Genomic DNA, 20,965 nt, shown 5'->3' with positions numbered 1-20,965 from the left:
GGCAACCGTCGACGGCCGCCGGGCGGGGAGAGCGCGACGGCCGCCCACGCGGTGATCCGATCCGGCGTCCGGGCGTCGCGTCGTCAGGCCGGCCGGTTCGTGCCGGGTGCACCGCTTGGGCCGGACGCGTCGCCGAGCAGTCGGTCGACCAGGAGCTCGGCGTAGCCGTGGGCCGGCACGTCGATGCCGAACAGCGCCCGGATGTAGAACGGCGCGATCAGCTGGTCGAGGATCTGCTCCACGGGGGGCGGGTCCTCGCCCCGGGCCGTGGCCCGCCGGCGGATCTGCTCGATGGAGCGCATCCGGCGCTCGAACTGCGGCGCGCGCTCGGCCCGGGCCCGGGAGCTGTTCGGCATGGAGAGGACGACGGCGCGCATCAGGGCGCGTCCTTCGGGTGTCCGGAAGCTCACGACATTGGCCTCGGCCCAGGCGAGGAGGTCGCCGCGCAGGCTGCCGGTGTCGTTCAGCGGCGAGTCGCGTTCGAGGCGGGTGGTGACCATGTCGGCCAGGAGCGCGTCGAGGCTGCCCCAACGCCGGTAGACGCTGGTGTGGTTGACGCCCGCGCGGTGCGCGATCGCGGGGATGTTGAGGTCCTCGCCCTCCGGGTCGCAGAGCAGGTCGATGACCGCCTGGTGGACGGCAGAACGGACCTCTTCGGGGCTCCTGCGGACGCGTGCGGACGCTTGCTTCTCGCTCATGCCCCCATCCTAAGCACACATATTTGCTTCCTGGCGCCCGAGGGGTCTACAGTCTTCCTCGCAAGCACAAATCTGTGCTTGCAGGGTTCAAGGAGGACGTGCGATGAAGCAGCTGCTGTTCCCGAACAACATCCAGTTCTGGTACGAGACCCTGCGGTCGATGAGCCACATCGCCTACGGCGGCGCGGACTTCGGCGAGGTCGTCTCGACCGCCGAGCGGATCACCGAGGGCGACTACGCCAGCTGGTACACCGAGTGGCTGGCCACCGCCGACCGGGTGTCCGGGGACGCCGAGAAGGCCCTGGCGGCCGGTCACGAGGTGAGCGCCCGGGACGGGTTCCTGCGGGCCTCCAACTACTACCGCTCGGCCGAGTTCTTCCTGCACGGCCACCCCTGCGACCCCCGCCACGACCACGCCTACGACCGCAGCGTGGCCTGCTTCCGCTCGGCCGCCGCGCTGTTCACGCCGATCATCGAGCCGGTCGAGATCCCGTACGAGGACACCACCCTGCCGGGCTACCTCTACCGGGTCGACGACTCCGGGACGCCCCGGCCGACGCTCATCATGCACAACGGATTCGACGGCACCGCCGAGGAGTTGCACTTCTTCGGGGCGATGGCGGGCGTCGAGCGCGGCTACACCGTGCTGGTCTTCGACGGGCCGGGCATGCCCGGCCCGCGCCACCACCAGGGCCTGGTCTTCCGCCCCGACTGGGAGAAGGTCGTCACCCCCGTCGTGGACTTCGCCGAGACCCTCCCCGAAGTCGACAACGACCGCATCGCGCTCCTCGGCATCAGCATGGGCGGCGTGCTCGCCCCCAGGGCCGCGGCCTTCGAGCACCGCCTGGCCGCGCTGATCGCCGTCGACGGCCTGTACGACCTCGGCCAGACCTCCGTCCGCACCATCGCCGGCACCCGCGAGGAGGCCGAGCGGCTCCTGCGCGCACCCTCCGCTCCCGAGCTCGACGCGGCCTTCCAGCAGGCCATGGCCGCGGACCCGATCGCCCGCTGGGCGATCAACCACGGCATGTACGTCATGGGCGTCGACACCCCCCGGGCCTTCAGCGCCTCCTACCTCGACTACAGCCTCGCCGACGGCATCGCCGAACGGATCCAGTGCCCCACCCTGGTCTGCGACGCCGAGGACGACATGTTCTTCAAGGGCCAGCCCGAACAGCTCTACGAGCACCTCACCTGCCCCAAGACCCTGATGGTGTTCACCGCCGAGGAGGGCGCCGGCGCCCACTGCCACCCCGGCGCCATGCGCCTCACCCAGGCCCGCATCTACGACTGGCTCGACGACACCCTCGGCGCGGCCTCCTGAGGAGCCGACGGCCACCGCACTCGCCGTCCGCCGTCGCCGTCCGCCGTCGCCGTCCGCCCGGAGGCTCTAGGCTCGCCCCCATGCGTCGTGACGGGCAGGGCAGTGACAGCGTGGTCCGGGTACCGGTGCCGCCGTTGGAGGGCTACGAGTCCGGCCGGCTCTTCCACCGGTTGCTCCTGCTGTTCCTCCGGGACCTGAAGGAGGCCGGGGAGCCGGTCGGCCGGCACCAGTACCTGCTCGGTGCCGTGGTGGAGCTGCACCGGCCCGCCCGGGCCGAGGGCGGTGGCGCCGGGTCGACGCAGCCGCGCTGCGCGAGCTGCCGCACGCCCTACCCGTGCCGCACGGTGCTCGGCGTGGCGGTGAGCGCCGGGCTGCCGATCCCCTGGGGCTCCCCCGCCGCCGTGGTCCCCGCCCTCCGGGACGCGGGGCTCGCACCCAGGCCCGGGGGCGAGGTCACCACGGAGCACGTGTCCTGGGCGCAGGGCTGGGGTGCCCGGCGGACGGCGCAGGGGAGCTGGGAGATCGGCATCGAGATCGACCGCGGCGAGGTCGAGATCCTCTCCCGACCGGACGACGCGGCGATGGCCCGCTACCTGGCCGCGGCAGCGGCCGCCCTGGGCGGCCCGTACCCGTACGGCTGGACCGAGGACGCGGCCGAGGCGGCGGCGGTCCGACCGGCGGCGCACTCCCAGGCGGCCGACTGGCGCCAACACGCCCGACTGCCCTACCTGGACGTGCACCGCCAGTACGGGGCAACCCCGGACGACAGCCCGTGACCGTCCGCGCCCTGCGGGGGTTGCACCGGCATGACGACCTCTGCGCCGACCCGGCCACCGATCCCCGCCGCACCCGACACCGTTTCCGGGCCCGAGCTCGTGCCGCGGAGGGTGCGGGCCGTCAGACAGGCCGCGGCATTCGCGTCCGCCCTGTTGGTGGGCGCCGGGCTCGCCCCGACCGCAGTGGCGGCGACGCCGTCCACGGGCAGTCCGGACGCCGTGCAGCTCGGCCGGTACTGGACCCCGACCCGTATGGCGGCCGCACGGCCGGTCGGCCCCGAGGTCGCCGCACCGGCCACACCGGCCACGTCGGCTGCACCGACCACGGCGGCCGCGGCCGCCACCGCGGACGGCCCCCGGCCCGGTGAGTTCATCCCCGCGAGCCGGAGCTTCGACGGCATGCCGCAGGCCGGCACGTTCTTCTGGACCGACGCCGCCGGCACGCACCGCACCTGCAGCGGCTCCGTGGTCCGCAGCCCCGGCCGCGACCTGGTGCTGAGCGCGGGGCACTGCCTCATCGGGGCCTCCGGGACCTCCCCCGCACGGCATCTGGGGTTCGTCCCGCAGTACCACGACGGGCTCCTGCCCTTCGGCATCTTCCCGGTCAGGACGAACGGCGTGTACGTCCCGCAGCAGTACGCCGAGCTGGGCCCGCATGCCGGGGCCGCGTACGACTTCGCCTTCGCGGTGACCGAGCCCGACCGGGACGGCCGTCGGATCCAGGACGTGGTCGGCGGGTTCGAACTGCTCACCGGCACCGGCACCGACCACGCACCGGTACGGATGACGGGCTACCCGGCCGGCGCGCGGAAGCCGCTGGAGTGCCTGAGCCGCACCACCCGGTGGGTCAGCGACGACCCCGCCGATCCGGGCACCTTCGAACGGATCGCCTGCGACGGCTTCGTGGGCGGGACGTCCGGCGGGCCCATGCTGGTGCCCCGCACGGGCGGCTGGGCGGTGATCGGGATCATCGGCGGCTACCACACCGGCGGCAACACTCCCCAGATCTCCTACAGCGCCTCCTTCGGCTCCGCCACCCGCGCCCTGTACGAGGCCGCCACCTCGCCGGGAGCGGACGGACACGCCGGAGCCGGCCCGGAACGACGCGCCGCACGAAGGACGGCCGGGCAGCGGTGACCGTTTTCCGTCCCGCCCGCCGGGCACACGCACGGCCATGGACCAGTCCCAAGCTCCGGTGCTGGAGGCCCTCGCGGCCTTCCACGCCAACCCCATGACCACGTTCACCCCGCCCGGCCACAAACAGGGGCGCGGTGCCGACCCGCGCGTCATCGAGGCCCTCGGCCCGGACGTCTTCCGCGCGGACGTCCTGGCCACCGGAGGGCTGGACGACCGCCTCGACTCCCGCGGCATCCTGCAGCGGGCGCAGGAGCTGATGGCCGAGGCCGTCGGCGCCGACCACACCTTCTTCTCCACCTGCGGCAGTTCCCTGTCGGTGAAGGCCGCGATGCTCTCCGTCGCCGGGCCGCACGAGGAGCTGCTGGTGGGCCGGGACGCGCACAAGTCCGTCGTCGCCGGTCTGATCCTCGCGGGCATCCGTCCGGTGTGGATCGAGCCCCAGTGGGACGCGGAGCGGCACCTGGCCCACCCGCCCTCCGCGGACTCCGTCCGCGCGGCGCTGGCCCGGCACCCGGACGCCCGGGGCGCCCTCGTCACCTCGCCCACCCCCTACGGGACCAGCGCCGACCTCGAAGCGATCGCCGTCGCCTGCCACGACCACGGCAGACCACTGATCGTGGACGAGGCCTGGGGCGCGCACCTCCCCTTCCACCCCCGGCTGCCGCGCTGGGCCATGGACGCCGGCGCCGACGTGTGCGTCACCTCCGTCCACAAGATGGGCTCGGCGCTCGAACAGAGCTCGGTCTTCCACCTCCAGGGCGGGCTCCTGGACCCGTCCGTCCTGAAGCAGCGCGAGGACCTGCTGGGCACCACCAGCCCCTCCACCCTCGTCTACGCCGCGCTGGACGGCTGGCGCCGGCAGATGGTCCAGCACGGCCGCGCCCTCTACGACCGCACCCTCGGCCTCGCCGACGACCTCCGGGCCCGGATCGAGGCCCTGGACGGCCTGCACGTCCACGGCCGCGACGACTTCTGCGGGCCCCGCCTCGCAGCCGACCTGGACCCCCTCCAGGTCATCATCGACATCTCCGCCCTCGGCACCACCGGCTACCGCGCCGGCGACTGGCTGCGCTCCCACCACCAGCTCACCCTGCACATCTGCGACCACCGCCGGATCAGCGCGCAGCTCACCCACGCCGACCGCCCCGCCACCGCCGACGCCCTCCTCCACGGCCTGACCGAGCTGGTCGCGATCGCACCCGACCTCAGGCCCGCACCGCGCGTCCACGTCCCCGCTCCCCGGGAGCTGCGGCTGGTCCAGGAGCTGCTGCCGCGCGACGCCTTCTTCGGCCCCACCGAACAGGTACCCGTGGAGAAGGCCGCCGGGCGGATCGCCGCCGAGATGCTCACCCCCTACCCGCCCGGCATCCCGGCCGCCCTCCCGGGCGAACGCCTCAACGACGACGTGATCGACTACCTGCGCACCGGCCTCGCCGCGGGCATGCTCATCCCCGACAGCTCCGACCCCGAGCTGACCACGGTGCGCGTCACCGTCGAGACCTGAACCCGGCGGGCGGACCCGGTGCCGGGCCCGCCCGCTCGGCGACCTCCGTCCGTCGAGTCCTTGACAGGGAGGAATCGTGACCCCCCAACCGTTGGCCGAACCCCTGCACATCTACCTGAACGATCACCTGACCGGTGCCTTCGGCGGCGCCGCGCTCGCGGACCGCATGGCCCGTCGGCACCCCGACGGCCGTCGCGCGGACGACCTGCGGCGATTGGCCGACGACATCGAACAGGACCGTGACGACCTCGTCCGGATCATGGACCGGCTCGGCGTGCCCGTCCGGCGGTACCGGACCTGGCTCGGCCTCGCCGGCGAGCGGATCGGCCGGCTCAAGCCCAACGGGACCGTCGTGCGCCGCGCCCCGCTCAGCGACCTCATCGAGCTGGAAGCGCTGCGCACGGGGGTCGAGGGCAAAGCCGCGGTGTGGCGTGCGCTGCGCGCGATCGCCGACACCGACGAACGCCTCGACCGTGCGGAGCTGGACCGCCTCGGCGAGCGGGCGGCCGAGCAGGCGCGGACGTTGACCGGCTGGCACCGAGCGGTCAGCGCCACCGTCCTCGCACCGGGCAACAGGCGGCCGGGCTCCGGTCCGGACACCGCTCGGTGACGGCAGGCCTTCCGCCGCCTCGCGCTTGCCCGGCCACGACCGCTTCCCTGGCGATCCGGACGAGGACACGGGGGTGGTCGGTCAGGAACGTCCACTGCCGCTCGGTGCCCGGGCCGTCCTCCGTGCCCCCGCGATAGGTCGTCCGTTCCACGACTGCCGATACACGACCGCTGATTCGTGCAACGGTTGACAGGTCCGGCAGATGGGCGAAAAGTGGAGCGAGCTGCCCGTCCCGCGTCCGCAGCGGAACCGTGCGGCGGCCACTCGACGGGAGACGGTGCGCATGGCCCCGATGAGCAGAGCAGGGCTGGAACGACTCACGTCCTTGTTGACCGAGCGGATCGGCCCGCCCCGCGACCACGGCACGGACGCGAGCCGGGTCGAGCCACTGCGTCGTCAGGTACGCCACGCGGTCACCGGGATCGACGCCTACCTCAGCGCGGTGGAGGCCGGCAACTGCGCCGCGGTGGGGCTGCGCGAGCAGGCCCTGGAGCTGTGGCAGGGCCTGGAGCGCCTCGCCTCGGTGCGGCCCGGGCCGGACGCCGCCGACAGCGGGGCCGGGTGAACCGCTGACGACGGCGCTGACGACGGCCACTCCCGGACCGGACCGGGGTCAGAACGCCGTCCGCAGTGCCGGCAGCAGCGTGTCCTCGGCCCAGTCGAGGAACGCGGGCTGGCTGTCGCCGCCGATCTGCACGAGGGCGACCTCTCCGAAGCCGGCGTCGACGAACGGCCGTACCGCCTGGACGAAGTCCTCCACCCGGTCGCCGCACGGGATCACCTCGGCGACGTCGTCGGGGCGGACGAACCGGCTCGCGGCGGCGAAACCCGCCGTCCCGGGCAGCTCGGCGTTGACCTTCCAGCCGCCGCCGAACCAGCGGAACTGCTCATGGGCCCGCCGAACGGCGGCGTCCCGGTCGGGGTCCCAGCACACCGGCAGCTGGCCCACCGCCGGCTTCCCCGAGCCGCCGTGCTCCGCGAAGCCGCTGATCAACGACGCGTCCGGCTCGACGGCGATCACCAGATCGGCCAGCCTTCCCGCCAGTTCGCAGGATTCCGGCCCCGAGACCGCGACCCCGATCGGAGGGGGCTGGTCCGGGAGGTCCCACAGCCGGGCACCCTCGACGTCGAAGTACCGGCCGTGACGGGTGACGTACCCGCCGTCGAACAACGCCCGGATGATCTGCACCGCCTCGTCGAGCATCGCCTGACGCACCGGAACCGCCGGCCAACCACGGCCGACCACGTGCTCGTTGAGGTTCTCGCCGCTGCCCAGACCGAGCCGGAAGCGGCCCTCGGACAGCAGGTGCAGCGTGGCGGCCTTCTGCGCCACCACCACCGGGTGGTAGCGGAAGGTCGGGCAGGTCACGTAGGTCATGAGCGGGATCCGCGAGGTGGCGTGCGCGGCGGCACCGAGCACCGCCCACGCGTAAGGGGCGTGGCCCTGCTCGTCCAGCCAGGGGAAGGAGTGGTCCGAGGTCACCGAGAAGTCGAAGCCTGCCCGCTCGGCACGCACCACGTCCGCGACCAGGTCACGGGGGCCGCGCTGCTCGGTCATCATCGTGTATCCGATTCTCACCATGGCCCGCGCCTGCCCCGAAAACGGCACCCCTCACACCGCCGGGCGTGCCGGGCGGCGGGGCGGCGGGGCGGCCCGTGACCGTCCGGTGTGCCTCCCGCACCCCGGTGGTGCTGCCGACGGCCGGGTGGCGGGCCACCACCGGAGTCAGGGGGCCCGCAGATCGGTCCGCGGGATCAGCGCGGGGCTGCGGCGCGCGCGGTCACCGCTTCGGCGAAACGTCCCGGTCCTTCCGGATCGGTCCGGAGGAACAGGTTCGGTTCGATGAGCTCCAGCTCCAGCACCACCGGTTCGCCGGCGTTGTCCAGCACCAGGTCCACCCTGGCGAACAGCAGCGCGCCCGGCGACGGAACCGCCGCCAGCGCCGCCGACGCCGTACGGAGCTCCGCCCCGGTCGGCCGGTACGGTGCGACGCCCGGATGCGGCACCCGGTCGTTGTCGATCACGCCGGGCTCCGTCAGCAGGGGGTCCTTGCGGATCGCGTGGCTGAAAGCGCCGCCGACGAAGATCAGAGCGCGTTCCCCTTCCGCCACCCGGGGCATGAACGGCTGGACCATCACGCTGCGGCCCTGCTCCAGCAGCATCCGGGCATGGCGGGCGGCATCCGCCTCCCGGCCGGGCTCGTAGCGGGCGGTGTCCAGGGCACCGGCGGACACCGCGGGCTTGACCACCACACCGTCCGCGCCGCCGAGCCGAGCCGGGGTGACCTGCGTCCCGGGTTCGAGGAACCCGGTCGGCACGACCGCGACCCCGCGCCGGGCGAGCCCTCCCAGGTAGTGCTTGTCGCTGTTCCAGCGGACCACGGACGCGGGGTTCCACAGCCGGGTGGCCTCCGCCGTGGCGTCGGCCCAGGCCAGGAAGTCGTCGAGCCGTTCCACGTAGTCCCAGGTCGACCGGATGACCGCCGCGTCGAACCGCGCCCAGGGAGCCGTCGCCGAGTCCCACACCACCGGCTCCGCCGACAACCCGCCGGAGCGCAGGGCGTCCACGACCAGCGGGAGATCCTCGTCGTACGCGACGCCGACCTCGCTGGTCACGACCGCGACCCGGGCAACGCTCATGCCGCTCTCCCACCGAACACCCGGCCGCGTCCCGGCAGGCCGCGGCCCTCCGGAGCCGACCACCGAACCCACTCCGCCCGTCAGCGGGAGAGGGCCACACGCCCCCGGGTCCCCGCCGAAAGGGCTCGCCGACAGTGTCCGAACCTATCGCGGCCGACGCCGACCAGCAGGCGGGGCGGTGCGTCCGGGTCCGGGACCGGGTCCGGGTCCGGGTCCGGGTCCGGGTCCGGGTCCGGGCCGGAGGATCACGGCCCGCCGGCCGCCCCGACGACGTCCGCCGCCGAGCCGACCGCCACCCGGCCCGTTTCGCCGAGCACGCCGCGACGATCGTCATCACCGCCCGCGCCGAACTCCTGTTCTGGATCGGGGACTGGCTCACCGACGCCGGCGACCGCGTCGCCGGGGAGCCCCACATCCATCAGCACGGCGAGAGCTTCCTCGGCGACGTCGTCGGCTTCTTCGACCCCCGGGGCACGAACGTGCCGATGCACGCCTTCTGCGTGGTCGCCGTCGAGCCGATCTTCCACCGGGCCCGCTGGCAGCGGCGGCCGGCCCCCGTCGGCTGACGGCTCGGGCGCTCCGGGCGGCTTCCGGGCAGGTCCTGGCCGCGGCCGTCGGCGGCGGGGAAGGCCTCCTCACTCGCCGCGCCGTACGATCCCAGAACTCCCCTGCCCGGCCCAGGAGTACCGCCACGACGGGCTCCGCCTCCGCGGCCGGGCGAGCTCGGTGTTCGGCTCACGGACCGCGGAGTACACAGCCGGAGGCCGGCCCGACTCGCCTCCGCCCGGGGGGATTCCGCGGTTCCGGGGTGGGGCTGGCCCCACCCCGGCCGGGGGGACCGTCGGATGTCCCGGTGGCAAACGGCTCCGTAGCGTTGCCGTCATGACCCACGCCACGACCCGCACCCGCTTCTTCCGACAGGCCTTACGGCGCACACGAGTTCGCCAGGCCCTGGCCGCCGCGACCGTCGTCGTCCTCACCGCCCTCGCCGCCACCCCGGCGGTCGCGGCGTCCGAACCCGGCCCGGCCCAGCAGAGCCTGGGGCGCGGGGACCTCCTCGGTCTCACCCCCGTCGCCGACCTGAGCCAGGCCGAGGTCGCCGCGTTCCTCAAGGGCGCCGACATCGACCCGGCGACCGTGCGCCACGGTGTGCGCGGCTACCGCCTCACGTACCGGACCCTGACGCCCCGGGGCGAACCGACCACGGCCACCGGCCTGTTGGTGCTCCCCAAGGACGGCAGGCACCGGCTCGACCTGGTGGCCGACACCCACGGCACGATGGTCCACCGCGACTACGCGCCGTCCGTCGCCAAGGACTTCGGGCTGTACGCGCCCTATCTGCACGCCGCCGCGGGCCGCGCCGTCGCCGCACCCGACTACCTCGGGCTCGGCAGGGGCCCCGGCCTCCACCCGTACATGGACACCGCCTCCTCCGTCTCCGCCTCGCTCGACATGCTGCGGGCCTCCCGGACCGCCGCGCGTGCGCTCGGCAGGCCGCTCACCGGAGACGTGTACGGCACCGGGTTCTCCCAAGGCGGACAGGTCGCCATGGCGCTGGGCCGCGAGCTGGCGCGGGGCGCGGACCGGCACTTCCGACTCCGGGCGCTCGCGCCGGTCGCCGGACCGTACGACCTGCAGGGCGCCGAGATCCCCGCCCTGTTCGACGGCCGCGTCAACGACATCAGCGGTGTCTTCTACATGTCGTACTTCCTCACCGCACAGAACCGGCTGCACCCCGTCTACGGCAACCCGGCCGAGGCCTTCCGGCAGCCGTACGCGGGGTACGTGGAGGAACTCTTCGACACCCGGCACACCGAGGAGGACATCGTCACGAAGCTGCCCGGCTCTGTGAGGGAACTGCTGACCGACGGCTTCTACGAGCGGCTGCGGCACCCGGACGGCGGCCTGCTGGCCGCGCTCAAGGCGCAGGACGGGACCTGCGACTGGAAGCCCGACGTGCCCGTACGGCTGCACAGCGCGGCCGGCGACACGGACGTGCCGATCGCCAACTCCCTCAGCTGCGCGGCCGATCTGGCCCGCAACGGTGTGACGGCCCCCGTGGTCGACCACGGAAAGGCCGACCACAACGGGTCCTTCAAGCTGGCGGGGCCCGAGATCGTGCGCTGGTTCGACACGCTTGCGCCCTAAAGGTTGTTTCACAAGGTTCCGAGAGACCGGAGCGAGCAGTCAGCCGAGTCAAGAATCGGCTGAGTTGTCCTATTTCTCGAGCGCCCGACCTGGGAGTCAAACCGCATCCAAACGGACACCCTGCCGCGGCCCCCAGCCTTGTGAAACAACCTTTAGCCTCGATCCTGCACGGCGGTCCGCCGACTGACCTGCGTTCCGGCTAGGCGAGCTCCACACTGAGTTGTGCGCCCACCTCGCGGAAGCCCAGCGCGAGCGCGACCCGCCGGGAGGCGGGCACCCGGGCCCGCCACTGCGGAAGCAGTCCGGCCGCCAAGGCGTGCGCCACCGCCTCGGAGCCGACCGCCCGGGCGAGGCTCCGCCCTCGCCACGCGGGGGCGGTCAGCACACCGACGTGGGCGGTCCGGCTCGGCCAGAGCCGGTATCCGGCGGACGCGACGACCTGACCCCGCTCACGGATCACGAACGCGGGTGAGGTGATCTCGTCCAGCCCGGCCTCGTCCGCGTCGTCCGCTCCCGCCAGGTTCTCCAGCTCCCGCAGATCAGGGTGCTCGCCGGGCAGCTGTTCCACCGTCAGCCCGGCGAGCGAGACCGGCCGGAACCGGTCGTCGGACACATAGGACAGCGCGGCCGGGCCGAGCACCCGGGCTACCGGCAGCGCCCCGCGGATCGTCCGAGCGTCGGCGAGGGCCCGCGCCGGAAGCCCCGCCAGCGCGTCGCGCACCCTCGTGGCGGCGTCCTCGCCGGGCGCGGTCACGATCGCCGACCCGCCCAGGACCACCACGCCCACCCAACCCGGGGGGCACGTCCTCGACCCGGCGGACACCACGACGCGCACGCCTCCGGTCGGCGTGAACGACACGGGTACGGAGGCGAGTTCCTCCCACAGTCCACGGGCTCGGGCCAGCAAGGGATCCATCGACATGGACCCGATCCTGCCAGCCCGCACACCCGTCGGGCCCACGGACGACCTCCGACAGGACCGCCACCGGGGACGACGGGTTCGGCCGCGGCACCCGGTCGGAGGCGGCGTGCGGAGCGCCCTCTGCCCGCGGCCGGGGCAGAGGCGCGCGCCGGCTGGGTTCAGGCTTCGGCCGGGTGGGTGAGGGTGTGCCAGGCGTGGTAGCCGCCGAGGAGGTCGGAGACGCCGGGGCGGCCGTGGTAGCGCAGCAGGCTGGCGGCGATGGAGGAGCGGTGGCCGCCGGCGCAGTGGACGACCAGGGGGCGGTCGGTGGGGATCTCGTCCAGGCGGGCGGGGAGTTCGGTCAGGGGGATGTGCAGGGATCCTTCGATGGAGCCGGTTGCGCGTTCGCCGCAGGTGCGGACGTCCAGGACGGTGGGCGGCTGTTCGCCGGCGAGTGCGGTGCGGAGCTGGTGTGCGGTGAGGCGGTCGGCGGGAGTGAGGTCGTCGGCGAGGGCTGACAGGGCGTTGCCGGGGTTGCGCAGGTAGCCGGCGACACGGTCGAAGCCGATGCGGGCGAGGCGGGTGATGACCTCGTCCTCGCGGTCCTGCGGGGCGATGATCACGATGCTGCTCTCCGGGGTGAGGACGGTGCCGGCCTGTTCGGCGAAGCGGCCGTCGAGGGGGACGTTGACGGCGCCGCGGACGTGCCCGGCGCCGAAGTCCTCCGGGCTGCGGGCGTCGAGGACGACGGCGCCCGCGGTACGGGCCTCCTCGAAGCCTTCGGGGCACAGCGGCCGGGCGGCGTCGGTGCGGTCGAGCAGCGGGCGGTCCTGCCGGTTGAGGGCGGCGTCGTGGCCGAAGTAGGCGGGGGCGGCGGACTGGCCGGCGGTGACGATGCGGACGAAGGTGTCCTGGTCCATGGGTCGGCAGGCGTAGTTGGTGGCGCGCTCGCGGCCGATGGTGGACCGGCGGTCGGTGGAGAGGTTCTTGCCGCAGGCGGAGCCGGCGCCGTGGGCGGGGAAGACCAGGGTCTCGTCGGGCAGGGCCATCAGCTTGCGGTGCACGCTGTCGTAGAGCATCGCGCCGAGCTCCTCGGCGGTCACGCCGGTGGAGGCGAGCAGGTCGGGGCGGCCGACGTCGCCGATGAACAGCGCGTCGCCGGTGAGCACGCCGTACGGGACGGTGTCGTCGGGCTGTTCGAAGACCAGGATGCTGATCGACTCGGGCGTGTGGCCTGGGGTCTCCAGGACCTGGAGGGTGACCTCGCCGAGTTCGATCCGCTCGCCGTCGGCGAGCTCGCGGATGGGGTACTCGGTCTCGGCGCGCCGCCCGTACCCGATCCAGGCGCCGGTGCGGGCGGCCAGTTCCAGGTGGCCGGCCAGGAAGTCGGCGTGGAAGTGGGTGTTGATGACGCCGACGACGGTCAGGCCGCGCGCCTCGGCGTCGGCGAGGTACTCGTCGACGTCCCGGCGGGGGTCGACGATCACCGCCTGGCCGGTGCGCTCGTCGGCGATCAGGTAGGAGGCCTGGGAGAGGCAGTCGAGGTAGTACTGGCTGAAGATCATGGGAACCCTCCTGGGCGGCGCCGGGCGGCGCGGCACGGGGCGGCGTCGGGCGCCGCGACTCGGTCTCGATACCCCCCTTGGTATGCCTGGCGGCATGCGGCCGGACTTCGGCCGATACCGGCGGGGGTATCGCTGAACGATTTCGATAATACCCCCGGGGGTACTATGGTGGGCGTCGAGGGGGGACCGGCCGCCGCCATTGAGCCGGCATCGACCAGGCGTGAGCCGGGAATCGAGCCGACGATCGGCGGGGCCGAAGAAGCGCCACTGCCGCTACGGGCCGGGCCACCCGGCCCGTACGGGCGGGGCCACCGCACCCCCGATCCGCCGGACCACCGCTGTCCGGCCCCCACCACTGGAGAGTCCCTTGTCCCAGCTGTCGCACGTCCCGGACCAGCCCGTCCCCGGACAGCCCGCACCTGTACCTCGCGAACCCGGGCAGGCCGGCCCCGCCGAGGCCCACGCGCTCGCCCGCGCCGGTGCCGCCGTGCTGCTCGACGTCCGGGAGGCCGACGAGTTCGCGGCCGGCCACGCCCCCGGCGCGCTGCACCAGCCGCTGATCGCCCTGGTGGCAGGCGTTCCACTGCCGCCCGGGACGGCGGGGCGGACCGTGCTCGCGGTCTGCCGTTCCGGCCACCGCTCCCGGCGCGCGGCGGAGTTGCTCGCACGGCGCGGGGTCGCGGTGCTGAACGTCGCCGGCGGCATGGGCGCCTGGGCCCGGGCCGGGCTGCCGGTCACCACGGCCGCCGGCGACGCCGGGCACGTGATATGACCGCGCTGCTGCTGGCGCTCGCCGCCGGTGCGGTGGTCGGGCTCGCCCTGGGCGGGCTCGGCGGGGGCGGCAGCATGCTGGCCGTCCCCGCCCTGGTCTACCTGCTCGGCTTCAGTCCGGCGCTGGCCACCACGGCCAGCCTGGTGATCGTCGCCGCGACCTCGCTGACCGGGCTGCTCGCCCACGCCCGGGCGGGCCGGGTGCGCTGGCGGACGGGGGCACTGTTCGCCGCCGCCGGACTGCCCGCCGCCGCGGCCGCCGGGGCACTGTCCGCCCGGGTGCCGGGCGCTCTGCTGACCGGCGGCTTCGCGGTGCTGGCGGCGCTCGCCGCCTGGCGGATGCTGAGGCCCGCCGAAGGCGGGCAACGGGAGCGGTCCGCCGCAGGAGCGGGGCGCTCCACCGCCGCGGGCGCGGGACTCGGCGCCGTCACCGGGCTGCTCGGCGTCGGCGGCGGCTTCCTCGCCGTCCCCGCACTGGTCTCGGTGCTCGCCTTCACCATGGCCGAGGCGGTCGGCACCAGCCTGCTGGTCATCTCGGCCAACTCGCTCGCCGCACTGCTGCCCCGTCTCGGCGCGGCCGGCGGCATCGACTGGACCGTCGCCGCGCCCTTCACCGGGGCCGCGATCCTGGGCGCCTGGGACGGCAAGCGGCTCGCCGACAAGCTCAGCGGGCGCACCCTGCAGAAGGCCTTCGCCTTCGCCCTGCTCGGCGTCGCGGCGCTGATGCTGCTCACCGCACTGAGCTGACCGCCCGACGGCACCGGGGAGCACCCGCCCCCGAACCCCGGCTCCGGCCCCACCCCGAGCTCCCACGCGAGACATCGGGCCACTGGCCAACTCCTTGGCCGCACCCCCACCCCACGAGAGGACCCCCCCCCATGACCACGCCGCTGACCGTCGAGCAGCTCAGGCCCCGCCTGGGGCAGCTCACCCTCATCGACGTCCGCTCCCCCGGCGAGTACGCCGCCGGCCACATCCCCGGCGCGGTGAACATCCCCCTGGACCAGCTCGACCGCGCCCTGCCGACGCTGCGCGGCGTCGCCGAGCAGAACGAGCTCGCCGTGGTCTGCGCGGCCGGGCCGCGCGCCGAGAACGCCTGTCGGCAGCTGGCGGCCGCCGGGATCCCGACCCTCACCCTGACCGGCGGCACCCACGCCTGGTCCGGCGCCGGTCAGCCACTGGACCGGGCCGCCGGGGCCCGTACGGTGTGGGCGCTGGACCGCCAAGTCCGCTTCGTGGCCGGCGTGTTCGTGCTCGCCGGACTGCTGCTGGGCCTCGCACTGCCGGGCCTCCGCTGGGTTTCGGCCGCCGTCGGCGCCGGGCTGGCGGTCTCCGCGCTGACCAACACCTGCGCCATGGGCACGGCGCTCGCCAGGCTGCCGTTCAACCGGCCCCGCCCCGGCGCGCCGACGCTGGACGACACGCTCGCCACCCTCGGACGCTGAGGCCGGCCCGCGCGGCCCGGCGTGTGAGTGCCCCTGCCCACCCCCGTCGGACAGGGGCACTCACGGCTCGCCCCGTCCGGTGCCGCAGACCCGCAAAGGTCGGCAACGCACGGGCGTTGACGCGGGCTTGTCCGGACATGTGAAATGTCACCCATCACATGCGACCCTCGCCGCATCGATTTGAACGTTCAAACGCTCCACTCGTCAACCACCCGCGCAGCAACCACCCGCCCGACCGGAGGACGATCCGCCATGCCGCCCCGCGCCCGCGCCCGTACCCGCGCCTTACCGTCCGGTCTCCTGCTCCTGGCCGTCCTCGCCGCCCAGGCCCTCGGCGGCGCCCCGGCCCTCGCCGACGAGCGGACGCCGCTCGTGGACGGCGGCGGCTACGTCCTCGGCTCCGCCCTGGACGGCAGCTGCCTCGGCCCCCGGTTCGCCCGGGCCGAGGCCGGAACCCCGGTGGTCGGCGCGGCCTGCCAACGGCTGCTCAGCCAGCGCTGGCAGCTGCGCCGCACCGGCGGCGACTACCTGCTCGTCAACGCCGCGAGCGGCCGCTGCCTCACCCTCGACGGTTCCGGCCGCCCGCCCGCCACCGCCGACTGCGGCACCTCCCCCGAGGCCGAACGCTTCACCGTCTCCCGCGCCCCCCAGGGCACGTTCACCCTCGCCGCCCGGGGCTCCGGCGCCTGCCTGAGCGCCGAGCCGGCGCGCACCCCCGCACACCCCCGCTGCGACGCACGCCCCGCCCACCGCTGGACGCTCACCCGCAGCGAGCCGCTCCTCCTCGCCAACCCCGGCTTCGAGCAGGGCGCCGAAGGCTGGACCCTCACCGAGCACACCGGCATCGCCAGCAACAACCCGCACAGCGGCACCCGGCTCGCCTACCTCGACGCCGGCACCGGCTACACGGTGAGCCGGTCGACGACCGCCACCGCCGCCGGCAGCCACGACCTCTCGGCCTGGATCGCCACCGGCGGCGCCGGCGGCACCCTCGCGGTCAGCGTCAACGGCACGGTGGTGCGCTCGCTCACCCTCCCCGAGCAGCCCGTCTACGCGAAGTACACCCTCCCCCGGATCCGGGTCGCCCCCGGCGACCGGATCGTTCTCACCATCGGCTCCTCGCCCACCGGTTGGGTCAACGTGGACGACGCGGCCGTCGCCCCGTCCGCGCCCAACGATCCGGTGGCCGACTCCTCCGACCCCGAGCTCGTCGCCCTGTTCGACTGGGCCAAGACCAAGGCCAACAGCTGGGTGCAGCAGGCCGGCACCACCGGCGTCCTCGACATGGACGAGAACCACCCGGGCGGCACCGGCAGCACCGGCTACGACGCCACCTACTGGGCCGGCTACCCCTTCCGGTCCGCCTTCTACAGCCGCGACTTCGCCCACCAGCTGGTGGGCGCCCACCTGCTCGGCCTGGACGCCGAGAACAAGACCATGCTGCGTGGCTTCGCCGCCTCCGCCACCGAGGCCAACGGGCTCTACCCGGTCTGGGCGCTCAACTTCGACGCCCGGACGTACGGGGCGATCGACTACCGCGGCCCGAACCGCTTCGTCCGTGAGCTGCCCGCGCCGTTCGAGCTGGTCCAGAAGGCCGGCGAGGCCTTCCGCTGGACCGGCGACCGCGACTACGCCGACGACCCGGCCCTCGGTGCGTACGTCCGCAACACCCTGGGCCCGTTCATCGCCCGCCACCCCGGCCCGGTCGACAACGGCGGGCTGCCGATCCCCCAGGCCACCAGCCGCAGCATCTTCGCCGGCACCGCCAGCTACGCCGAGAACGCCGCCGGCACCTACGCCGAGGCCGGTGACGCGCTCGGCGCCCAGTACCAGGCCTACCTGGCCGCCGCCACGCTGGCCGACGCCCGGGGCGACGCCGCCTCCGCCGCCGAGCTGCGGCACGCCGCCGACGCCCTGCGGTCGTACGTCAACTCCCGCTGGAGCGTGGACAACCAGCACCCCGGCGAGCTCGTGCACGGCTACGACACCGAGGGCCGGCCGGTCACCGGCTGGGGCTACGAGGCGAGCGTGCTGATGCCGGTCAAGCAGCTGATCGACCCCGGCCCGCGCCGGGACGCGCTCCTCGCCGCCGTCGACGCCGCCGACTCCGGCCCGGAGCGCTCGGTCAACCTGGAGGCCTACACCTACCTGCCGGACGCCTTCTTCGCCAACTCCGACGGCGCCACCGCCTGGAAGTGGATGCGGCACGTCTACGAGAGCGCCGGCGAGCCGCACGTCAGCGGGCAGTTGCTGAACGGCGACTACCCCGAGGTCCCGTTCACCCTGCTCGCCCAGACCGTCCAGGGCCTGCTCGGCGTCGAGCCGGACGCCGCCGGCGGCGCGCTCGCCACCACCTCCCGGCTGCCCGCCTCGGTGGGCTGGCTCCAGGTCGCGTCCATCCCGGTCGGCGCCGGCACCGTCACCGTCCGCCACGACGGCGAGCACGCCAGCACCGTCACCAACACCGGTACCGCGCCGATCACGTGGGAGGCGCGCTTCCGCGGCCGGCACGACCGCATCAGCGTCGACGGCACCGCCCGCGAGGCCCGCACCAAGACGGTCGACGGCGTGACCTACAGCTACGCCACCGTCACCCTCTCCCCCGGCCGCGCCGCCACCGCCTCGGCCACCGACTGACCCCCACACCGCACCACCCGCGGCCGGCCGGCCCCCCCCGGCCGGCCGCACGCCCCACCCGGCCCTTCTCACGCCGCGCCGGTCCCCCACACCCCCAGGAGCGCACGCATGCGCCGAACTCCCCGCCACTTCGCGGCCACCCTCCTCTCGCTCGTCCTCGCCACCGCCGGTCTCACGGCCGCCGGTCCCGCCACGGCCGCCCCCACCGCCGCCCTCGGCAACGGCAACGCCCTGACTCCGCCGATGGGTTGGAACTCCTGGAACTCCCTGGGCACCGAGGTCACCCAGGAACAGGTCGTCCAGACCATCGACTTCATGGCCGCCAACGGCCTGGTGGCGGCCGGTTACGACACCGTCACCATCGACGACGGCTGGTCGCTCTGGCACCGCGACGACCAGAGCACCGACCTGGTCCGCAACGCGGACGGCGGCCTCCAGCTCTACGACGCCGCCGGGCAGCCGGTCAGCGGCAGCGACGGCACCGGCACCGACCCCACCTCCGGCCACCTGATCCCGCGCCCCGACCACTTCCCCGCGCGGACCGTCGACGGCCGCACCGTCAACGGGATCGAGTACCTCGCCCGGTACGCCCACGCCAAGGGCATGAAGTTCGGCCTCTACGCCACCGACACCTACCTCACCTGCCAGATGCACCCCGGCAGCCTCGGCCACGAAGCCACCGACGCGGCCGACTTCGTCGCCTGGGGCGTCGACTTCGTCAAGTACGACGACTGCCCGTACGGCCCGCGGATCCTCGGCCCGGACGGCCACGACTACGGCACCCAGGGCGAGGGCAGGGAACTGACCCGCTCGATCTACGCCCGGGTGCAGACCCTCCGGCAGGCCCTCGACGCCGCCTCCGCCGCCCAGGGCCGGCCCGAGGTCACCCTCAGCGTCTCCGCCCAGCCCGTCCACACCGGCGTCCCCCACCTGCTCGCAGCCGACGACCCGGCCCGCACCGACCCGGTCGTCCTGGCCGCCGGCACCGCCCCCTTCCAGGCCCCCGGCTACGCGCCCACCGGCGTCTGGTGCGGCCAGGTCGCCCACCTGTGCCGGATCGGCGGCGACCGGGACAGCGAACTCGACGGAGTCCTCTGGAACGGGCAGTTGCAGACCGCGCTGCAGTACCCCGGCAACGTCCGCCCGGGCAGCTGGAACGACCTCGACATGATGTTCACCGGCTGGCAGGACGTCTACGGCCTGTACGGCACCACCGACACCTGCCCCTGCCACAAGCCGTTCACCGACGACGAGTCCCGGACCGAGACCTCGATCCTGGCGATGCTCGCCGCGCCGCTGATCTCCGGTGCCGACCTGCGCACCGCCGCGCAGTCCGGGCACAGTGCCGACGGCCACACCTGGTCCACCGGGATCAGCGAGGCGAGCCTCGCGATCCTGAAGAACCGCGAGGTCATCGCCCTCGACCAGGACACCCTCGCCAAGCCCGCCACCCTGGTCGGAGCACGGCCGGCCGACGGCCACGCCCCCGTCGTGCTCCAGCGACAGCTGGCCAACGGGGACACCGCCGTCCTGCTGGTCAACCAGGACCCGACGGCCACCCGCACGGTGAGCACCGGCCTCGCCGAACTCGGTCTCACCGGGGCCTCCTACCGCGCCGAGGAGCTCTGGACGGGCGCGAGTTCGACCGTCACCGGCCCGCTCGGCGCCTCACTGCCCCCGCACGGCGCGGCCCTCTACCGGCTCGCCGCGCAGCCGTCCGGCGGCGGCACCGGCGTGGTCGACGACGGCGGGTACCACACCCTCACCACCGGAGGCCTGGCACTCTCGGTCTCCGGCTCCTGCGCCTCCCCGCTCACCTCGACCACCGACCTGGAGCCGCCGCGCGCCGGCGACCCGGCGCAGCGGTGGACCGTCACCTCCAACCCCGACGGCACCCTCCGGATCACCGACGCCTGCGACACCCCGACCCACCGGCACACCGTGCTCTCGGCCGGCGCCTCCGCCGGGAACAGCGCCTACCTGTACGACCTCGCGCCCGGCAACCCCTGGCAGGAGTGGAGGGCGACGCAGAGCCAGGCCGACGGCAGCCTCACCGTCGCCAACGTCGCCACCGGCCTGGTCCTCGGCATCCGCACCGCGGCCCCCGGCACGCCCGTCACCACCGATCCGCCGGCCGGGCCCTCCGCCGGGCAGCGCTGGACCGTCAGCTCCTGAGTTCCGGCTCCCGGGCGCCGGACCGCTCCGCGACGCGGGCGGGCGGCGTCCGGACCAGAACCGCCACGCTCAGTCCGAAGATCAGGACGCCCAAGGGCACGTGGACCGACGGGACGTGCGCGATGCCCAGCACCACCTGCGCCGATGCCAGCACCAGGAAGCCCGTCGCGTACAGGATCGGCCGGGGCGAACCGCCGCCCGGCCGCCACGCGAGCACGGCGGCGAGCACGTACAGCATCGAGGCGCCGTACATCACCCGCGCCCCGACGCCGTGCACCACCCCGGCGGAGGAGCTGGTCAGCAGCAGGCCCGCGGTGACCGCCTGGAAGAAGACGGTCGTGGTCTGCAGGGCGACGGCCGCCCGCAGGAAGGTGTGGCTGCGCCGGTGCGTCCTCGTCGACGCCCCCGTAGCCGTTGCCGTCCCCGTAGCCGTTGCCGTCGCCGTCCCCGTCGTCGTTGCCATGACGTGGTCCCCTCTTCTGCCTCGCGGCGTCCATCACCGGTGTTCCAGTGATCCGACGACGTGGGCCCGCGAAGTGTGAGGTGCGATGGTCCCCGGGCTCGTCAGGCCCGGGCTCCGCGGGTCGGAGCCGCCCCCGGGCCACCACACCGGCCCGGCCCCGGCGCGTGCGTG

The 20,965-nt window shown here is 74.3% G+C and carries 19 protein-coding genes; 13 read left to right on the top strand and 6 right to left on the bottom strand.

From position 1 onward, the window contains the following. Positions 1 to 83: 83 nt before the first annotated feature. Positions 84 to 698, bottom strand: coding sequence for a TetR-like C-terminal domain-containing protein (locus ACIRD3_RS04980; RefSeq protein ID WP_402211704.1), 615 nt, complete (start codon positions 696 to 698; stop codon positions 84 to 86). A gap of 103 nt (positions 699 to 801) precedes the next feature. Here ACIRD3_RS04980 and ACIRD3_RS04975 point away from each other — a divergent pair, with 103 nt between their 5' ends. The 6 genes from ACIRD3_RS04975 (at position 802) to ACIRD3_RS04950 (ending at position 6,614) form a co-directional block, all read left to right on the top strand. Continuing rightward, on the top strand, positions 802 to 2,022 hold the full coding sequence (locus ACIRD3_RS04975) for an alpha/beta hydrolase family protein (RefSeq protein WP_402211702.1): 1,221 nt from the start codon (positions 802 to 804) through the stop codon (positions 2,020 to 2,022). An 80-nt stretch (positions 2,023 to 2,102) separates the two neighbouring features. Beyond that, positions 2,103 to 2,798 (top strand): hypothetical protein, encoded by a 696-nt coding sequence (locus tag ACIRD3_RS04970; protein ID WP_402211700.1) that lies wholly within the window; start codon positions 2,103 to 2,105, stop codon positions 2,796 to 2,798. A gap of 252 nt (positions 2,799 to 3,050) precedes the next feature. Further along, positions 3,051 to 3,935, top strand: a complete 885-nt coding sequence (locus tag ACIRD3_RS04965; protein ID WP_402211698.1) for a trypsin-like serine peptidase — start codon at positions 3,051 to 3,053, stop codon at positions 3,933 to 3,935. 37 nt (positions 3,936 to 3,972) lie between these two features. Next, positions 3,973 to 5,439 (top strand): aminotransferase class I/II-fold pyridoxal phosphate-dependent enzyme, encoded by a 1,467-nt coding sequence (locus ACIRD3_RS04960; protein ID WP_402211695.1) that lies wholly within the window; start codon positions 3,973 to 3,975, stop codon positions 5,437 to 5,439. A 76-nt stretch (positions 5,440 to 5,515) separates the two neighbouring features. Continuing rightward, positions 5,516 to 6,049 (top strand): hypothetical protein, encoded by a 534-nt coding sequence (locus ACIRD3_RS04955; protein WP_402211693.1) that lies wholly within the window; start codon positions 5,516 to 5,518, stop codon positions 6,047 to 6,049. A 292-nt stretch (positions 6,050 to 6,341) separates the two neighbouring features. After that, positions 6,342 to 6,614, top strand: a complete 273-nt coding sequence (locus ACIRD3_RS04950) for a hypothetical protein (RefSeq protein ID WP_402211690.1) — start codon at positions 6,342 to 6,344, stop codon at positions 6,612 to 6,614. 48 nt (positions 6,615 to 6,662) lie between these two features. Here ACIRD3_RS04950 and ACIRD3_RS04945 read toward each other — a convergent pair whose 3' ends face one another. Then, complete coding sequence (locus ACIRD3_RS04945; RefSeq protein WP_402211687.1) at positions 6,663 to 7,631, bottom strand: LLM class F420-dependent oxidoreductase; 969 nt, start codon at positions 7,629 to 7,631, stop codon at positions 6,663 to 6,665. A 173-nt stretch (positions 7,632 to 7,804) separates the two neighbouring features. After that, complete coding sequence (locus tag ACIRD3_RS04940) at positions 7,805 to 8,689, bottom strand: RimK family alpha-L-glutamate ligase (RefSeq protein WP_402211685.1); 885 nt, start codon at positions 8,687 to 8,689, stop codon at positions 7,805 to 7,807. 134 nt (positions 8,690 to 8,823) lie between these two features. Between ACIRD3_RS04940 and ACIRD3_RS04935 the strand changes: the two genes are divergently transcribed. Then, on the top strand, positions 8,824 to 9,255 hold the full coding sequence (locus tag ACIRD3_RS04935) for a hypothetical protein (protein WP_402211682.1): 432 nt from the start codon (positions 8,824 to 8,826) through the stop codon (positions 9,253 to 9,255). Between the two features lie 316 nt (positions 9,256 to 9,571). Further along, positions 9,572 to 10,837, top strand: a complete 1,266-nt coding sequence (locus ACIRD3_RS04930) for an alpha/beta hydrolase (protein WP_402211679.1) — start codon at positions 9,572 to 9,574, stop codon at positions 10,835 to 10,837. A gap of 199 nt (positions 10,838 to 11,036) precedes the next feature. Here the strand turns inward: ACIRD3_RS04930 and ACIRD3_RS04925 are convergent, their stop codons facing one another. Both ACIRD3_RS04925 and ACIRD3_RS04920 read right to left on the bottom strand, forming a co-directional pair. After that, positions 11,037 to 11,759, bottom strand: a complete 723-nt coding sequence (locus ACIRD3_RS04925) for a GNAT family N-acetyltransferase (RefSeq protein WP_402211676.1) — start codon at positions 11,757 to 11,759, stop codon at positions 11,037 to 11,039. Positions 11,760 to 11,917: 158 nt separating this feature from the next. Next, the gene (locus tag ACIRD3_RS04920) at positions 11,918 to 13,303 is read right to left on the bottom strand and encodes a rhodanese-like domain-containing protein (RefSeq protein WP_402211674.1); all 1,386 of its coding nucleotides are present in this window, start codon (positions 13,301 to 13,303) and stop codon (positions 11,918 to 11,920) included. A 367-nt stretch (positions 13,304 to 13,670) separates the two neighbouring features. Between ACIRD3_RS04920 and ACIRD3_RS04915 the strand changes: the two genes are divergently transcribed. The 5 genes from ACIRD3_RS04915 (at position 13,671) to ACIRD3_RS04895 (ending at position 20,331) form a co-directional block, all read left to right on the top strand. Next, complete coding sequence (locus ACIRD3_RS04915) at positions 13,671 to 14,075, top strand: rhodanese-like domain-containing protein (RefSeq protein ID WP_402211671.1); 405 nt, start codon at positions 13,671 to 13,673, stop codon at positions 14,073 to 14,075. Beyond that, a complete protein-coding gene (locus ACIRD3_RS04910; RefSeq protein WP_402211668.1) occupies positions 14,072 to 14,821 on the top strand; it encodes a sulfite exporter TauE/SafE family protein in 750 nt (249 codons plus the stop codon). The genes ACIRD3_RS04915 and ACIRD3_RS04910 overlap by 4 nt, the downstream gene beginning before the upstream one ends. 131 nt (positions 14,822 to 14,952) lie before the next feature. After that, the gene (locus ACIRD3_RS04905) at positions 14,953 to 15,519 is read left to right on the top strand and encodes a rhodanese-like domain-containing protein (protein WP_402211667.1); all 567 of its coding nucleotides are present in this window, start codon (positions 14,953 to 14,955) and stop codon (positions 15,517 to 15,519) included. Between the two features lie 252 nt (positions 15,520 to 15,771). Continuing rightward, entirely contained in the window at positions 15,772 to 18,156 is a 2,385-nt protein-coding gene (locus tag ACIRD3_RS04900; protein WP_402211664.1) for an RICIN domain-containing protein, read from the top strand. Positions 18,157 to 18,264: 108 nt separating this feature from the next. Beyond that, positions 18,265 to 20,331: an alpha-galactosidase gene (locus ACIRD3_RS04895; protein ID WP_402211661.1), complete on the top strand. Its 2,067-nt coding sequence runs from the start codon at positions 18,265 to 18,267 to the stop codon at positions 20,329 to 20,331. Here the strand turns inward: ACIRD3_RS04895 and ACIRD3_RS04890 are convergent. Further along, the gene (locus ACIRD3_RS04890; protein ID WP_402211658.1) at positions 20,321 to 20,794 is read right to left on the bottom strand and encodes a hypothetical protein; all 474 of its coding nucleotides are present in this window, start codon (positions 20,792 to 20,794) and stop codon (positions 20,321 to 20,323) included. The two genes, ACIRD3_RS04895 and ACIRD3_RS04890, sit on opposite strands and share 11 nt — an antisense overlap. Positions 20,795 to 20,965 lie beyond the last annotated feature (171 nt).

It is taken from the genome of Kitasatospora sp. NPDC093550, from assembly GCF_044764985.1.
Classification (GTDB): domain Bacteria; phylum Actinomycetota; class Actinomycetes; order Streptomycetales; family Streptomycetaceae; genus Kitasatospora.
The sequence above is the reverse complement of the archived record's forward strand: the minus strand, read 5'-3'. Positions and strand labels throughout refer to the sequence as shown.

Bases quoted from the DNA above. Each gene is read 5' to 3' on its own strand.
- ACIRD3_RS04945 (WP_402211687.1), bottom strand. From the start codon at position 7,631: ATGGTGAGAATCGGATACACGATGATGACCGAGCAGCGCGGCCCCCGT.
- ACIRD3_RS04980 (WP_402211704.1), bottom strand. From the start codon at position 698: ATGAGCGAGAAGCAAGCGTCCGCACGCGTCCGCAGGAGCCCCGAAGAG.
- ACIRD3_RS04905 (WP_402211667.1), top strand. From the start codon at position 14,953: ATGACCACGCCGCTGACCGTCGAGCAGCTCAGGCCCCGCCTGGGGCAG.
- ACIRD3_RS04895 (WP_402211661.1), top strand. From the start codon at position 18,265: ATGCGCCGAACTCCCCGCCACTTCGCGGCCACCCTCCTCTCGCTCGTC.
- ACIRD3_RS04890 (WP_402211658.1), bottom strand. From the start codon at position 20,794: ATGGCAACGACGACGGGGACGGCGACGGCAACGGCTACGGGGACGGCA.
- ACIRD3_RS04930 (WP_402211679.1), top strand. From the start codon at position 9,572: ATGACCCACGCCACGACCCGCACCCGCTTCTTCCGACAGGCCTTACGG.
- ACIRD3_RS04970 (WP_402211700.1), top strand. From the start codon at position 2,103: ATGCGTCGTGACGGGCAGGGCAGTGACAGCGTGGTCCGGGTACCGGTG.
- ACIRD3_RS04940 (WP_402211685.1), bottom strand. From the start codon at position 8,689: ATGAGCGTTGCCCGGGTCGCGGTCGTGACCAGCGAGGTCGGCGTCGCG.
- ACIRD3_RS04965 (WP_402211698.1), top strand. From the start codon at position 3,051: ATGGCGGCCGCACGGCCGGTCGGCCCCGAGGTCGCCGCACCGGCCACA.
- ACIRD3_RS04920 (WP_402211674.1), bottom strand. From the start codon at position 13,303: ATGATCTTCAGCCAGTACTACCTCGACTGCCTCTCCCAGGCCTCCTAC.
- ACIRD3_RS04950 (WP_402211690.1), top strand. From the start codon at position 6,342: ATGAGCAGAGCAGGGCTGGAACGACTCACGTCCTTGTTGACCGAGCGG.
- ACIRD3_RS04960 (WP_402211695.1), top strand. From the start codon at position 3,973: ATGGACCAGTCCCAAGCTCCGGTGCTGGAGGCCCTCGCGGCCTTCCAC.
- ACIRD3_RS04910 (WP_402211668.1), top strand. From the start codon at position 14,072: ATGACCGCGCTGCTGCTGGCGCTCGCCGCCGGTGCGGTGGTCGGGCTC.
- ACIRD3_RS04925 (WP_402211676.1), bottom strand. From the start codon at position 11,759: ATGTCGATGGATCCCTTGCTGGCCCGAGCCCGTGGACTGTGGGAGGAA.
- ACIRD3_RS04975 (WP_402211702.1), top strand. From the start codon at position 802: ATGAAGCAGCTGCTGTTCCCGAACAACATCCAGTTCTGGTACGAGACC.
- ACIRD3_RS04900 (WP_402211664.1), top strand. From the start codon at position 15,772: ATGCCGCCCCGCGCCCGCGCCCGTACCCGCGCCTTACCGTCCGGTCTC.